The sequence below is a fragment of the Thermococcus sp. 9N3 genome (assembly GCF_012027685.1).
Lineage (GTDB): Archaea > Methanobacteriota_B > Thermococci > Thermococcales > Thermococcaceae > Thermococcus > Thermococcus nautili.
Genome location: NZ_SNUV01000001.1, coordinates 176,704 through 190,092, shown reverse-complemented (window position 1 = coordinate 190,092; position 13,389 = coordinate 176,704). Strand labels below are relative to the sequence as shown.

Genomic DNA, 13,389 nt, shown 5'->3' with positions numbered 1-13,389 from the left:
CGTCATTCCTCCTCCCAATCCTCAAGCTCGGGCCCGCCCTCAAGGGCCTCGTAGTAGGCGGAGCTCTCGAGCTCCAAATCCTTCTTGCGCCTTTCGAGGTAGCGGTAAACGACGCCGTGGGGCGAGCCCTTGGCGAGCTTTTCTATAGCCGTTCTTGCCACCTCTACCTGAATCGGGTTGCCGATAATCGCGACGGTCTTTCCGTAAACGCTAACGTCAGCGCCACTCATCTCCTCAATAATCTCCCTCGTCCTTCCCTTCCGCCCGATGATTCTACCCCTGACCCTCGGCAGGGCGTTCTTCTCGTTCCCAACCACGATGTCGGTGAGGTTGACAACCTCGAGGATTTCACCCTCGTTGAAGAGCCTGAAGGCCCTCTCGGGGGAGAAACCCCTGCCTATGGCCAAAACCACGTCCCTCGCCTTCCAGACGGCAAGGGGGTCCTTGGTCTTCTTCGTGGCGGTGATGAAAACTTCTCCCGTCTCGCTGTCGACCTCTATCTTGGTTCCGGTGCGCTCCTCGATTTCCTTCTTGGTCTTGCCCTTCTTGCCTATGAGGACCGCTATCCTCTCCTTTGGAATCCTCACAAACTCTTCCTGCTCGCCCTCGGCCACGTAGTCAATCTCGCCGAACTCGGGCTCTTCAATCGGTTTTCCGTCCTTATCAACGCGCTCGTACTTCTTCAGGAGTCTCTCAAACTCGTCCATGCTCTCACCTCTCAATCAGCTCGCGGAGCTTCACCTCGTAGTCCTCAACCTCAACTCCCCTCCTCGCGAAGTAGCTTGTAACGTTCCTCAGGTCGCGCTTTAAAAGCTCGACGCTCATGCGGTTTCTCCTGACGGTGGCCTGCGACCAGTCTATGACCACCGGCCCGTCCCAGAGCAGGACGTTGTACTCGCTCAAATCGCCGTGAACCATGTCACCGCGCTTCCAGAGCCTCTCGATGACGCCGATTAGGTAATCGTAGAGCTCCTCAAAGTCGCTCCTCTCAAGTTCCCTCTCAACGTCCTTCAGCCTTGGAGCTGGCATCTCATCGCCAATGAACTCCATTACCAGGACGTTGTTGCGGAAGATTACCGGTTCAGGAACGCGAACCGCGTACTTTATCGCCCTCTGGAGGTTCTTAAACTCCCTCCGAGTCCAGACGAAGACGAGCTTCCGCATGTCCTTCGGCAGGTAGCCGATGCGGGGGTCAGCGGCTAAGTACTCCCATATCCTCCTGAACTCGGTGGTGTAAGTTCTGTAAATCTTCACCGCTATCCTGTTGCCCTCGGCATCAACTCCCGCGAAGACATTGGCCTCTTTGCCGGTGCTTATTACACCGTAGAGCTCCTCAATTTTACCGCGCCGGTGGAGGTAGGCTAAGGTTTCTTTCGTCGTCCTGTCAAAGACCTCGTTGGCTATCTTGTAGAGCTCGCTGTCCTTCTCTCTTTTATCCCTGAGGCCCAGTATCTCCTCGACTTCCCGCTCAATGGCTTCCTCGCGCATCGCCACCACTCACGGGCTCAGAACAACATCTCCGCACCGGAGAGGAAGTCCTGGCTTATCTTGCCCTTCCTGAGGAGCCAGTCCACCTGGGTTCTCGTGTAGCGGTAAACTATGTCCCCGCGCTCGTCGGTCTGAACGGGCCAGGGCTGGACGATGACGACGTCGCCAACGCGCATCCACATCCTTCTCCTGAGCTTGCCCGGAATCCTGCATCTCCTTATCTTGCCGTCCTCGCAGCGGACGTCCATCCATCCGGCGCCGAGGGCCTGCTCTATGACTCCGAAGAGCTGTCCCTGGCTCCTGTCCGGGAGGGGAACGCGAATAACCTCGTCACCCTCCACCTGCCTGTTCTTTTTACCTTTTCCACCCTTGTACGCCATGAGCATCACCCCCAACCGCTCTGCGTGAGCCCTTATAAGCTTACCCCTGCAAAAATTCTCCAAGTGGCCTTTAGTCCCAAACTTTTAAAATTTTTGCAACGGGATTACCCAGACTTGTCCACCATAGGAACATTAAAGTTTAAAAACGGACCGAAATACTTGGAGTGGGATTGATATGACCGCGGTGGAAGCCGAAAACCTGACGATACTCTACGAGGGCAAACCTGCTTTGAGCGACGTGACGTTCAGGTTAGACGAGGGTAAAACCCTGCTCCTCCTTGGCCCGAACGGTGCGGGAAAAACGACGCTCCTCAAGACGATAGCCTGCTTCCACCGCGAGTACAGGGGAAAGCTCCTCGTCTTCGGAAGGAATCCCTGCGACGCGAGGCACCTGATAGGCTACGTCCCCCAGAGCAGTTCCCTCAACGAGCGCGTTCCCTTAACGGCCCTCGAAGTTGTCGCGATGGGCGGGCTCTACAGGAGGGGCTTCGTCCACTTCAAGATTTCAGAGGAAATTCTAAGAAAGGCGGAGGAGGTTCTAACCTTTGTCGGCCTCGGGCACGTCAAGGACAGGCTCTTCCGCGAGCTTTCTGGGGGACAAAAGCAGAGGGTTCTGCTCGCGAGGGCTTTAATGAGCGACCCCAAGCTTCTCCTCCTCGACGAGCCACTCTCGGCATTGGACCCCAGCGCGCGTGCCGAGGTCACGAACGTCCTCAGCAAGATAAAATCCGAGAAGAACGTCACGATGATAATAACGACCCACGACATAAACCCGCTCCTTGAGATAGGCGACCTCGTGATGCTGATTAACAAGAGGCTGATAGCCTTTGGAAGACCGGAGGAAGTCCTCACAGATGGAGTCATCAAGTCCGTCTACGGCCCGCTGGCGAAGGTAATCCCTGTCGGCGGAAAGCTCTACTGCATAACCGGCGACTTCCACATTCACAGGGACAGGGGTGGTGGCCTGTGATTCCTGAGTTCATACTGAGGGCTATCCTCGCGAGCATAATGGTCAGCGTCCTCCTCGGCCTGCTGAGTCCGCTGATAAACACCAAAGGCCTGGCTTTCCTCACCCACGCGCTCTTTCACGCCCTCCTCTTCGGAGCCGTCCTCGGGATGATTCTCGCGCTCCTCTTCAACAGCTACGCCCTCGTAACCCTCGTGGCGCTCATAGTCACGATAGCAATCGTCCTAATCATAGCCCAGCTCGAAAAGCTCGGCTTCACCCCGGATTCAGCGGTTGGAATAGTGGCGAGCTTCGTTGCCGGACTTACCGTTCTCGGCTTCGGAATCCTTTACAAGGTTATGGCGAGCAGGCCGTATTTCCCGCTTACCGAGAACATCGTGTCCTACCTGACCGGCGACATCTTTCTCATAACGCTCCAAGACCTGGCCGTTCTCATCCTCGGCGGTGCGCTCATCTTCTTCGTCCTCCTCTTCCTCTACCGCGACTTCCTCTACCTCAGCTTCGACCCGGAGGGACTTGAGAGCTACGGCGGAAACGCGAGGGCCTACCTCATGATTCTCTACGTCCTCGTGGGGGCGATTGGCGCTTTAATCGTCCAGACCGTCGGCCTGATAACCCTCCAGGTCGTTGCCGTCCTGCCCGGCGCGATAGCGCTGATGGTGAGCTCGGATTTGAGAAAGGTCCTCGCGGTGAGCCTGCTTTTAACCCTCGCCGTCCAGCTCTCGTCGGTGGTTTTGGCTTACTTCACGGCAATCCCGCCGAGCGGTATAGCGACCATAATGCTGGGCCTAATCTACGGCGCGCTCCTCTTCCGGAGGTGAAACCTTGGGGCGGAAGATAGCGGGCATCGACGAGGCTGGCAGGGGGCCGGTGATAGGCCCGATGGTCATCACGGCTATAGTCGTTGACGAGGAGAACCTGCCGGGGCTTGAGGAGCTCGGAGTTAAGGACTCGAAGAAGCTGACGCCAAAGAGGCGCGAAAAGCTTTTCGACGAGATTCTAAGCCTTGCGGACGATTACGTCGTTCTGGTCCTCTCGCCGGAGGAAATAAGCTCCCGCGAGGGAACGCTCAACGAGTTCGAGGTCGAGAACTTCGCGAAAGCCCTGAACTCCCTGAAGGTTAAGCCCGACGTGATTTATGCCGATGCCGCCGACGTTGACGAGGAGCGCTTTGGGAGGGAGCTGAAGGAGAGGCTGGGGTTTAATGCAGAGGTTGTTGCTAAACACCGCGCCGACGCGCTCTTTCCGGTGGTTTCCGCCGCTTCAATCGTCGCAAAAGTAACCCGCGACAGGGAAATCGAGAAGCTGAAGGCAGAATACGGCGAAATCGGGAGCGGCTATCCGAGCGACCCGAGGACGAGGGCGTTTCTTGAAAATTACTACAGGGAGCACGGTGCCTTCCCGCCGATTGTGCGGAGGGGGTGGAAGACGCTGAAGAAGATTGAAGAGAGGCTCAGGGCTGAGATGGAAACCAAAAAATCAAAGAAAGGCCAGCTCAGTCTTGAGGACTTTCTGAGGAGATAGATTTCTCGGAGCCAAGCTTTTGGAAGGCCCAGTCCTTGAATCCCTTCAGCTTCTCCCAGTAGAAGTCCAAGGAGCTCCTGAAGGCCTCCCACCTGAGGAGCTCGTTCAGCGCGACGCCCATGACGACCGAAGCCGGCGGAACGAGGACTGTTGCGTAGAAGCTGAACTGCGTCTTCCCGCCGAGGACATACTGAAGGGCGAAGAGGCCGATGGTGCTCCAGAAGACCATGAAGGGCGCAAGGATTCCCGGCTTTCTCCTGTGAAGCCAGGGCATCGCGAAGATTAGAACTACCATGCCGAGCAGAAGAACCGGGTCGGTGCTCGCGAAGACGTTGGGGTTGAAGTGGAAGGGAAAGGCCCTGTAGTTGACGAACCACTGCCAGAAGGGCGAGGTGTTCGGGTTCGGACCCTTGTAGCTGAGGTGCCATCTGAAGCTTCCAAGGAACTCCCTAAGCCAGGGAATGAAGCCTATCGCCTTTATTATGGGGAGCTCCGGGAGCAGGAAAACGATGCCAGGAATTACCACGACGATTGAGAAGAACCTTACGAAGGACTTTTCCCTCTTGAGCGCCCTCCACAGGAGGACCGGCCAGCCGAAGGCACCGCTGAGCTTCGTTGCCCCGGCGAGGCCCAAGGATATTGAAGAGCCGAGCTCCATTTCGTAGGCCAGGGCGAGGACGAACAGCGCGACGAAAAACGCCACATGGATGTCGAGCATTGCCGCGACAGAGGTTGCCTGAAGCGTCGGGTCTGCAACCACGAAGGCGAGCGCTATGAGTGAGGCGAGGTAGCTTTTGCTTATCCTGTAAGCGGCGAGAACTACGAGGAGCTCTATGAGGGCGAACTCAATTATACCCGGGAGGCGCCAGCTGATTGGCCTGTCCCCGAGCAGAACCATGCTCAGCATTATGAAGTCCTTTCCGAGGAAGGGGTGCTCCGTGTTGAGATAGTTCTGTATGTTCTCTTTGTCAGGATACCTGAAGCCTGGAACGATGTAGTAGCTCCCATCGGGCAGTTGGGTCGAGAGCTTTTCAAGGAAATCTCGATACTCCTCCTTGGGAATCTCGTAGTAGACACCGGGAAAGTTGTAGTACTCGATTCTAAGCCTCACACCGCTGAAGGCCGCGATGGCATCGGCCGTGCTCAGGTACTTGAACTTGTCGCTCTCGTTTGCGAAGATGACGTTGACACCGTAGGTGCCGTTGAACTCGTAGGTAACGTTGACTCCGAGAAGGTGAAGGACGTTTCTGCTCGCGGGCACGTACCAGACCTCGTCGCCGATGTAGTCGTTGAGGCCTGGCTGAGAAGCGAAGTGATAGGCGAACCACACGGTACCGACCATCGTTAGGGCAACGATGAGCGCAAAAGCGGCCCTCTTCCAGTCCATTATTAACACCGCTGGAACTAAGCGGGCAACGTTTTTAAGCCTCTCCCCTTAGGCGAGAACATGTTGGCGGAAATCACCGAGGAAAAAGTCAGGGAGGCAATGGAGCTCATAAAGCGCGGTTTCGACGAGAAGAAGCTCCGCGCGAGGCTCGGCAAGAATTGGGAGCTGATAGCGGAGATAGCGAGGGCGAGGATTAAGGCTAAAGACAAGTTCTCGCGCGACGACCTGTGGATGGACCTTGAAGGCCTCCGCTACGCCACCCACGAGGTGGTTGCTAAATATCGCGCCGAGCGCCTGAAAGAGTTCGGAGTCCGGAGCATCGCCGACGTCTCCTGCGGAATCGGAATCCAGCTCATCTTCTACGCGATGAAGGTTGAGAAGGCCTACGGGATAGACATAGACCCGCTCAAGATAGAGTTCGCGAGGAGGAATGCCGAGAAGTACGGCGTCGAGATAGAGTTCATCAACGCCGACTCTCTGGCCCCGGAGACCGTGGAGAAAATAGACGCAGAGGTAATATTCTCGGACCCGGCCCGGCCCCCGGAAATGCCCGAGAGGAGGCTTGAGGATTTGCTCCCAAGCCCGCTGGAAATCTACAACGCCTACAAAGCCAAAACAGACGCGTTCATATTCGACTTGCCCCCCCAGATGAGGCGCGAGAGGGTTCCATGGAAGGGCGAGTTCGAGTACGTTGATTTGCACGGCCACCTCAACAGGCTGACCTTCTACACCGAACCTCTCGCGAAAGCCGAGAGGAGCGCCGTAATCCTTCCGGCGGGAGTCAGACTTGAGAGCGACCCGAACCTTGAGAAGGTCGTCGAGTGGACTGAAAAGCCCGGCCAGTACCTCTACGAGATTCCGCAGGCCGTTGATTACGCGGATTTACTCAATGAGCTCTTCCACATTCTCAACGGGAACGCAAAGATGCTCCTTCGCGAGAAGAGGCGCGTTCTGGCTACGGGCGACGAGCCGATTAAGAGTCCCTACCTCAAGAGGACGTATTCAGTCGTCGCGGTTCTGCCGTTCCATCCGGTCAGGATTAACGACCTCCTGAGGAGAGAGGGCTTTGGAAGGGCGACGCTGAAGATGAGCGTCCCGCAGGAGGAGTACTGGCGGATAAGGCGGAAGATAGAGGCCGGCCTGAAGGGTGATAGGCGGGCCTTCGTCTTCAAGGTCGGGGAGAAAGCGGTCATAGCCGAGGCGCTATAGCTCCTCTATCCTCGCGTTCCTAATCTTCTTCGAGCCTATTCTCAGCCCTTTGAAATAGTTAACGTATTCCTCAGGGAGAAAAGAGTCGAGGTTCGTTGACTTCAGTCGTTTTTTCTTCCTTCTGGGCTTCTCATCGGATTTTATCCTGGGCTTCACGTCCCCGATGAACTCGTCAAGCTTCCTGTTCATCCGCCCACCCACCGAAGATTGAAGCCGTTGTATAAAGGCTTTTCCCTGGTTCAACCTTCTTAGGAAAGCTTTTAACTTCCGGGGTTTATCAGGGGAGAGAGTAAGGGCGGGTGGTTGCCATGTGTGGAATCATAGGCTACATCGGTGACAGAAAAGCCTGTGAAGTAATCGTCAAGGGCCTCAAAAGGCTCGAATACCGCGGTTACGATTCTGTTGGCGTTGTAACTGAGGAAAACGGGAAGCTGTACATCAAGAAGGGAGTTGGAAGCGTTGACGAGGTCACGGAGAGGTTAAAGCTTCTCGATATGCCCGGAAAGCGCGGTGTCGGGCACACCCGCTGGGCGACGCACGGCGTTCCGAACGATATTAACGCTCACCCCCAAAAGGACTGCACGGGGAAGATAGCGCTCGTTCACAACGGTATAATCGAGAACTTCGCGGAGCTGAAGAAGGAGCTGGTTGAGAAGGGTCACACCTTTGAGAGCGACACGGACACGGAGGTTATAGCCCATTTGATAGAGGAGGAGCTGAAATCGAACGAGAACTTTGAGGAAGCCCTCCGGAAAGCTCTCCTTAAGCTTAAGGGTTCCTTTGCCCTCGGAATCGTCTACACGGAGGAACCGGACAGACTCTACTTCGTCAGGAACGAGAGCCCCCTCGTGCTCGGAATCGGCGAGGGCGAGAACTTCGCGGCGAGCGACGTCCCGGCTTTTCTCGAATACACAAACAGGGTCGTCTTCCTCGACGACATGGAGTATGCGGTCGTTACGAAGGACTCGTGGGTCGTGAAGAGGCTCGAAACCGGCGAGGAAGTCGAGAAGGAGGTCAAGACGATAGACTGGACGCTTGAGATGGCCGAGAAAGCCGGCTTCGAGCACTTCATGCTCAAGGAGATATTTGAACAGCCGAGGGTTCTGAGGGATGCCATTCACGGGAACGCGAAGGTAATCGGAGATGTCGCAAGGGAGATAGCGGATTACGAGAAAATCTTCATCGTAGCGATGGGAACCTCCTATCACGCCGGCCTCGTCGGCAAATACCTCCTCCAGAGGCTGGCGAAGAAGGTTCCAATCGTCGAAGACGCCAGCGAGTTCCGCTACGAGTTCGAGGATTTAATTGACGAGAACTCCCTCGTCATAGCGATAACCCAGAGCGGTGAGACAGCGGACACGCTTGCCGCTATGAAGCTCGCGAAGAGGAGGGGGGCGAAGGTTTTAGCCATAGTCAACGTGGTCGGCAGCATGGCGACGAGGATAGCCGATTTAACGCTCTACACCCACGCAGGGCCGGAAATAGGCGTCGCGGCGACGAAGACCTACACGACACAGCTCGCGGTTCTCACGATGCTCGCCATCGAACTGGCCAGAACCCTCGGAACGGCCGATGAGGAATATCTCAAAGAACTTGAGGAAGGCTTGAGGGGAATCCCAGACCTCATCGAGGATATCTTGAACCTGAACGAACCGCTCAGGGAGCTCGCAGAGGGTCTGAAGGACAGGGAGAACTTCTTCTACATAGGCAGGGGAATAGGCGTTCCGACAGCCCTTGAAGGTGCCCTAAAGCTCAAGGAGATAAGCTACATCCACGCCGAGGGATTGAGTGCCGGCGAGCTCAAGCACGGGCCGTTGGCGTTGATTGAGGACGGAGTCCCGGTCGTGGCGATAGCGCCGAAAGGGAGGACCTTCGACAAGATGCTGGGCAACATAGAGGAAGCAAAGGCGAGGGGGGCGCACATAATAGCCCTTGGCTCCTCCGAAAGGTTGCGCGAGGTCTCGGATGCGTTCATTGAAATGCCAGACCTTGATGAAATCCTGACTCCGATTCCCTACATCGTCCCGCTCCAGCTTCTGGCTTATCACCTTGCCGTGCTGAGGGGCAACGACCCCGACAAGCCGAGGAACCTGGCCAAGTCAGTTACGGTTGAATAAAAAACAAGAGGTGATAAAAATGGACGTGGACGCAATCCTGAGAGTTTTGGCAATTTTTGGATTTATTATTGGTGCTATCTGGGGATTTAAAAGAACCAAAGCAACCAAAGGGAAACAACAAAAGCCTCATCCTACAACTTCCCATAAGTATGCCCAAGCCTATTTCTACTTCAGAGAGTACGGGTTGCCGATTATAGTGCTCCTCTTCGCGTACGTTGGCTACAAGATAAGGGCAGTCACGTCGAGCTACAAGACGTTCCTCGACCCGGACACCTTCTTCCACTTCGAGATGTACAAACTGGCAATCCACGAGTGGATTCCCAAGTATTACGCCTACGCCGAGCCCCCGATGGGCATAAAGGCCAGCGGTTACCTGGCGCTCTACACGATGCAGGCGCTCTTCTACAAGATAACCCACGCCCTCTTTGGCTGGAGCGAGCTCCAGGCCTTCAAGGTCTGGCCACCGTTCGTCGGCGCGATGATAGTCATAGCCGTCTTCCTCGTCGGCAGGAAGCTCCACTCGAACTGGGCCGGCTTCTGGGGAGCAGGCTTAATGATGGGCTTCTACGGGGCGATAACAAAGACCTACTCCGGAAACAACCGTGGTGAAGGACCCTTCATGATGTTCTTCCTCTTCGCGTTCTACTTCCTGCTCGTTTACCTCGACGAAAAGGACTGGAACTGGAAGAAGATAGCCGGCGCGGTGGCGTTCCTCATACTCAGCCCGATTTACATGGGAGTCTGGACCGGCAGTCCGCTCGGCGTCATGATTTTCCTCGCAACCGGTGCAATAGTCCCGGTCGTGTTCTTCGCATTCGGAAAGATAAAAGAGCTCAGGCGCTTCGTCTTCGAGTACTACCCGATACTCGGCGTCTCGATAGTCCTCGGACTCATCGGGGCCCACGTTGGGTTCGTTGGAATAAAGAGCTTCCTAATCTTCTCCCTTGAGGTTCTCCTCGCGATGGTGGCCCTTGCCGTGGTCATGCTCTACGGCGAGAGGGTAGGCCTCAACTACTCCGACCTGGCGCACAGGCTCGGAACCGTTATCGGCGTCTCGATAGCGGGATTCCTTGCGATATACGCTTACTTCGGAAAGGACCTCTTCAACTTCCTCAAAGCGGCGACGCGCTCAACCCCGCTCTACCAAACTGTTGCTGAGCTCCAGGGTCTCAGCTGGAGCCAGGTCATCAAGACCTTCAGCCTCAAACCCGTTTACAGGAACGGTATCGTCGTTAAGGGCGACAGCATAATATTCCTCCTCTCCGTCGCGGGACTTGCTGTTCTCATATGGAGGTTCTACAGACACGTTAAGGAAGGGAGCTACGAGCTCTACAAGGACTTCATGCCGATATTCTACTACTTCGGCGTCCTCTACCTCTTCCAGCAGGCCGTCAGGTTCTCTTTCCAGGCCTCTGGCGCGGTCATACTCCTCGCGGGCATAGCCCTCGGTGAGGCCTTCATCTTCGTGGAGAACATGAAGGACACGACCACAACGAAAGCCCTCTACGCGCTCTTCCTGGTGCTGATTCTCTTCCCGATGCCATACATAAGCGCCGACTATTCCTACACCAACCAGAAGCTCATGATGAAAAGCTACCGCACCATAAACCCCGAAATGTCCGGTAGCGTTCCCGAGGCGTGGACCGACGCCCTTCTCTGGCTCAGAAACAACAGTGACCCCTACGCGACCGTCCTCAGCTGGTGGGACTACGGCTACTGGGAGGAGTCGAGCCTGCTCAGCCACCGGAGGGCCGTCAGCGACGGTGGTCACGGCTACGACAGGAGGTACATAATAGCGAAGTTCTTCTCGCACTACGACGCGAAGGGCGAGGTCGACCTTGAGGCCTGGGAGGACAAGTACGTCATAACCTTCCTCGACCCCTTCGACGGTCAGAGCGACTTCGGCAAGTTCGGCGCCATTGCCTACCTTGGAGGTGCGATAACTCACGGCGAGAGCTTTGGAATGTTCGGCTACGTCCCAGCCCAGAACATCCTCATCCAGAACAACACCGTCTACGTCAACCTCGGCAACAACCAGTACATAAAGCCCAAGATGACCATTGACCTCGTCAACGGGCACTTCTACAAGGCCAACGGAAGCGCCTCGCCCTACGTGCTTTACGTCGTTCCTTACAAGACCTCCAACAACCAGGTTTACCCCGTTGGAATCCTCGCCTACGAGAAGATAGCCTTCAGCAACTACGTGAGGCTCGCCCTTCACCTCCCGTACTCGATTAACGAGTGGGACGCCCAGAAGCTCTTCGCCAACTTCAAGCTCGTCTACACCGGCTACAACGGCTACCTCAAGAGGCAGGGAATCTACGACCCGAGCGTCAGGGTCTACGAGTTTACCCCCTTCGCGATATACCGGATGGACTTCCTCCAGAACGGAACCTGGAAGCCGTTTTACAGCACCATGGCCGGTGGAAAGCTCCCGCTTGGCAACCAGACGCTCAGACTCTGGATTTCGGCCTTTGGAAGGGACGTCAAGAACGGTACCATAATCTTCGAGGCCTACAACGGAACCAAGCTCATCGAGAGGAAAGTGGTTGCGGAGAACGTCTACGTCAACCACCTCAACGAGACGCCGGTTGAGGTTCACCTCTACGTGCCCAACGCCACCAAGTACCGCTTCCTCCTCATCCAGGACGGGCCAGTTGGAGTGACAAACGGCCCGGTCTACGTTGACGGAAAGCTTGGAAACCCGAGCTGGGTCATTGCCCCAGGCCAGAGCGGAACGATTAAGCTCACCGAGGCCTTCGACAGGAACTACACCAACGTTGAGTTCACCCTCAGGGGCGTCGTCTACTACTACATAGCCCCCAACGGGCCGGACATCTACAAGCCGGACTTCTACCTCGAACCGCACATGGACATCGTGGGCTACATCCCGGTGAAGACCATCCCGAGCGTCAAGAAGGGCGACAACGTAATCACCGGAAAGGCCAGCGTTCCCGCGGACTTCATTGATAGCTACATAAACGAGCTCAAGAAGAAGTACGGCGACAAGGTCGTCATCGTCAGCAAGAGGATTGAGCCGATATTCATCGCGGAGAAGACCTACGTCCTCTGGGAGGGGAGCTGAGCCTTCTCCCCTCTAACAGCTATGAAGGCTCCAAAGCTTTTGCATTTTTTGTAACACTTTTTATCCACTTTCTCCGCGAGGCCAAGGAACGGCCAGAACGAGGGAAAGAATATCACCCCGGCGCTCTCGACGTTCTCGAAGCCGGCGTTTTCTAGGAGGTTCTCAAGTTCCTTTGGCGTGTAGAAGCGCGCGTAGCGATATGCAGTCTCGACAAAGAGGCTTTTGAAACGCTTGAACAGGAACCAGAGGCTCCGCCCGTTCATAGTTCCTATCAGGACTTCCCCGCCAGGCTTCAAAACGCGGTGGATTTCCCTTAAAACCCTCTCCGGCTCGTGAATGAACTCGAACATCGTGACGCTGAGAACGAGGTCAAAGCTCTCATCGGGAAAGGGAAGCGAGTAGGCGTTGCCCTTGATGCAGTTAAGGCCCTTCGAGCGCGCTATTCTGAGCATTCCCTCGCTCGCGTCGAGGCCGATTACGTCGAAGCCCCGCCTTTTGAGCTCGAGCGTGTAGTTGCCCGTTCCGCAACCGAGGTCAAGGGCTTTGCCTGATTTCGTCCTGAGCATCGAGAAGACGAGCCACTTCTCGGTTCTGTCAACGTACCGGCCGGTCTTCGTCCTGTACCAGTCGTCGTAGCGGTGGGCTATCTTATCAAAGTACTCCATCAGAGCTTCACCTTGCCCTCGATTGTCAGCTCCTTGTCGGTTCTATCGTCTATCCTCAGGCTTATAACCACGCGCTTCGCTCCAGCCTTCAAAATCGCCTCGTGGCACTTCTTCACCAGCTCAAGGATTTCGTCTATCGAACCCTCAACGACCGTCCCCATCGGGCAGAGCTGGTATTTTAGGCCACTCTCCTCGATTACTTTGATAACGGGTTTAAGGTACTCGCCGACGCTCGGACTTCCCGTTCCGAGGGGAAAGATGCAGAGCTCAGCAACTGCCATCAGCCACCACCCGCCGGCGGGAAGATGTGCACCTCGTCATCGTCCTTGAGTTCGGTGTCGAGACCCTTCAGGTGGAGAACGTTGTGGCCGTTCACGAGAATCATGCCGTCTACCGGCTTGTTCGGCCCAACGCGCGGACTCTCAAGGAGCTCCTTTTTAATCTCGGGGCTGTAGTGTTCGGCAAGGTAGTCTATGAGCTCCCTCACGGTCCTCACACCATGAACCTCAATCTCCTTCTTTCCAATGAGCTCGCGAAACGTAGCGTAGAACCTCACCCTCATTAGAC

General features: G+C 55.9%; 14 protein-coding genes. 6 read left to right on the top strand and 8 right to left on the bottom strand.

Annotation, left to right across the window (positions count from 1 at the left end; translation table 11 throughout):
* Nucleotides 1-2: 2 nt before the first annotated feature.
* The 3 genes from E3E30_RS01060 to eif1A are packed head-to-tail and all read right to left on the bottom strand — an operon-like array spanning nucleotide 3 to nucleotide 1,868.
* On the bottom strand, nucleotides 3-707 hold the full coding sequence (locus tag E3E30_RS01060; RefSeq protein ID WP_042690577.1) for a KH domain-containing protein: 705 nt from the start codon (nucleotides 705-707) through the stop codon (nucleotides 3-5).
* A gap of 4 nt (nucleotides 708-711) precedes the next feature.
* Nucleotides 712-1,488 carry a serine protein kinase RIO gene (locus E3E30_RS01055; RefSeq protein ID WP_167728842.1) on the bottom strand — a complete coding sequence of 259 codons (777 nt, stop codon included), beginning with the start codon at nucleotides 1,486-1,488 and terminating at the stop codon, nucleotides 712-714.
* A 17-nt stretch (nucleotides 1,489-1,505) separates the two neighbouring features.
* Entirely contained in the window at nucleotides 1,506-1,868 is a 363-nt protein-coding gene (eif1A, locus tag E3E30_RS01050) for a translation initiation factor eIF-1A (RefSeq protein ID WP_167728841.1), read from the bottom strand.
* A gap of 175 nt (nucleotides 1,869-2,043) precedes the next feature.
* On the opposite strand from eif1A, the gene E3E30_RS01045 reads away from it, so the two are divergent.
* The 3 genes from E3E30_RS01045 to rnhB are packed head-to-tail and all read left to right on the top strand — an operon-like array spanning nucleotide 2,044 to nucleotide 4,359.
* On the top strand, nucleotides 2,044-2,838 hold the full coding sequence (locus E3E30_RS01045; protein WP_167728153.1) for a metal ABC transporter ATP-binding protein: 795 nt from the start codon (nucleotides 2,044-2,046) through the stop codon (nucleotides 2,836-2,838).
* Entirely contained in the window at nucleotides 2,835-3,656 is an 822-nt protein-coding gene (locus E3E30_RS01040; RefSeq protein WP_167728152.1) for a metal ABC transporter permease, read from the top strand. Before E3E30_RS01045 ends, E3E30_RS01040 begins: the two co-directional genes overlap by 4 nt.
* 4 nt (nucleotides 3,657-3,660) lie before the next feature.
* The gene (gene rnhB, locus E3E30_RS01035; protein ID WP_167728151.1) at nucleotides 3,661-4,359 is read left to right on the top strand and encodes a ribonuclease HII; all 699 of its coding nucleotides are present in this window, start codon (nucleotides 3,661-3,663) and stop codon (nucleotides 4,357-4,359) included.
* On the opposite strand, the gene E3E30_RS01030 is transcribed toward rnhB, so the two are convergent.
* Nucleotides 4,331-5,746, bottom strand: a complete 1,416-nt coding sequence (locus E3E30_RS01030) for a dolichyl-phosphate-mannose--protein mannosyltransferase (RefSeq protein ID WP_167728150.1) — start codon at nucleotides 5,744-5,746, stop codon at nucleotides 4,331-4,333. The genes rnhB and E3E30_RS01030 overlap by 29 nt on opposite strands.
* A 60-nt stretch (nucleotides 5,747-5,806) precedes the next feature.
* On the opposite strand from E3E30_RS01030, the gene E3E30_RS01025 reads away from it, so the two are divergent.
* Nucleotides 5,807-6,955 (top strand): class I SAM-dependent methyltransferase, encoded by a 1,149-nt coding sequence (locus E3E30_RS01025; RefSeq protein ID WP_167728149.1) that lies wholly within the window; start codon nucleotides 5,807-5,809, stop codon nucleotides 6,953-6,955.
* On the opposite strand, the gene E3E30_RS01020 is transcribed toward E3E30_RS01025, so the two are convergent.
* Complete coding sequence (locus E3E30_RS01020; RefSeq protein ID WP_042690597.1) at nucleotides 6,950-7,144, bottom strand: PCNA-inhibitor; 195 nt, start codon at nucleotides 7,142-7,144, stop codon at nucleotides 6,950-6,952. The two genes, E3E30_RS01025 and E3E30_RS01020, sit on opposite strands and share 6 nt — an antisense overlap.
* 119 nt (nucleotides 7,145-7,263) lie before the next feature.
* Here E3E30_RS01020 and glmS point away from each other — a divergent pair, with 119 nt between their 5' ends.
* Nucleotides 7,264-9,072, top strand: a complete 1,809-nt coding sequence (gene glmS / locus E3E30_RS01015) for a glutamine--fructose-6-phosphate transaminase (isomerizing) (RefSeq protein WP_167728148.1) — start codon at nucleotides 7,264-7,266, stop codon at nucleotides 9,070-9,072.
* 184 nt (nucleotides 9,073-9,256) lie between these two features.
* A complete protein-coding gene (locus tag E3E30_RS01010) occupies nucleotides 9,257-12,157 on the top strand; it encodes a peptide transporter (protein WP_240922494.1) in 2,901 nt (966 codons plus the stop codon).
* Here E3E30_RS01010 and E3E30_RS01005 read toward each other — a convergent pair.
* From E3E30_RS01005 to E3E30_RS00995, 3 genes are read right to left on the bottom strand one after another with little or no spacing between them, the layout of a single operon-like run.
* Complete coding sequence (locus E3E30_RS01005) at nucleotides 12,133-12,822, bottom strand: class I SAM-dependent methyltransferase (protein ID WP_167728146.1); 690 nt, start codon at nucleotides 12,820-12,822, stop codon at nucleotides 12,133-12,135. The two genes, E3E30_RS01010 and E3E30_RS01005, sit on opposite strands and share 25 nt — an antisense overlap.
* Nucleotides 12,822-13,103: an MTH1187 family thiamine-binding protein gene (locus E3E30_RS01000; RefSeq protein ID WP_167728145.1), complete on the bottom strand. Its 282-nt coding sequence runs from the start codon at nucleotides 13,101-13,103 to the stop codon at nucleotides 12,822-12,824. Before E3E30_RS01000 ends, E3E30_RS01005 begins: the two co-directional genes overlap by 1 nt.
* Nucleotides 13,103-13,384, bottom strand: coding sequence for a ubiquitin-like small modifier protein 1 (locus E3E30_RS00995; protein WP_167728840.1), 282 nt, complete (start codon nucleotides 13,382-13,384; stop codon nucleotides 13,103-13,105). The genes E3E30_RS01000 and E3E30_RS00995 overlap by 1 nt, the downstream gene beginning before the upstream one ends.
* Between the last annotated feature and the right edge of the window lie 5 nt (nucleotides 13,385-13,389).

Coding starts and splice junctions, on each gene's coding strand:
- E3E30_RS01055 (WP_167728842.1), bottom strand. CDS start 1,488: ATGCGCGAGGAAGCCATTGAGCGGGAAGTCGAGGAGATACTGGGCCTC.
- eif1A (WP_167728841.1), bottom strand. CDS start 1,868: ATGGCGTACAAGGGTGGAAAAGGTAAAAAGAACAGGCAGGTGGAGGGT.
- E3E30_RS01005 (WP_167728146.1), bottom strand. CDS start 12,822: ATGGAGTACTTTGATAAGATAGCCCACCGCTACGACGACTGGTACAGG.
- E3E30_RS01020 (WP_042690597.1), bottom strand. CDS start 7,144: ATGAACAGGAAGCTTGACGAGTTCATCGGGGACGTGAAGCCCAGGATA.
- E3E30_RS00995 (WP_167728840.1), bottom strand. CDS start 13,384: ATGAGGGTGAGGTTCTACGCTACGTTTCGCGAGCTCATTGGAAAGAAG.
- glmS (WP_167728148.1), top strand. CDS start 7,264: ATGTGTGGAATCATAGGCTACATCGGTGACAGAAAAGCCTGTGAAGTA.
- E3E30_RS01045 (WP_167728153.1), top strand. CDS start 2,044: ATGACCGCGGTGGAAGCCGAAAACCTGACGATACTCTACGAGGGCAAA.
- E3E30_RS01000 (WP_167728145.1), bottom strand. CDS start 13,103: ATGGCAGTTGCTGAGCTCTGCATCTTTCCCCTCGGAACGGGAAGTCCG.
- E3E30_RS01060 (WP_042690577.1), bottom strand. CDS start 707: ATGGACGAGTTTGAGAGACTCCTGAAGAAGTACGAGCGCGTTGATAAG.
- E3E30_RS01025 (WP_167728149.1), top strand. CDS start 5,807: ATGTTGGCGGAAATCACCGAGGAAAAAGTCAGGGAGGCAATGGAGCTC.
- E3E30_RS01030 (WP_167728150.1), bottom strand. CDS start 5,746: ATGGACTGGAAGAGGGCCGCTTTTGCGCTCATCGTTGCCCTAACGATG.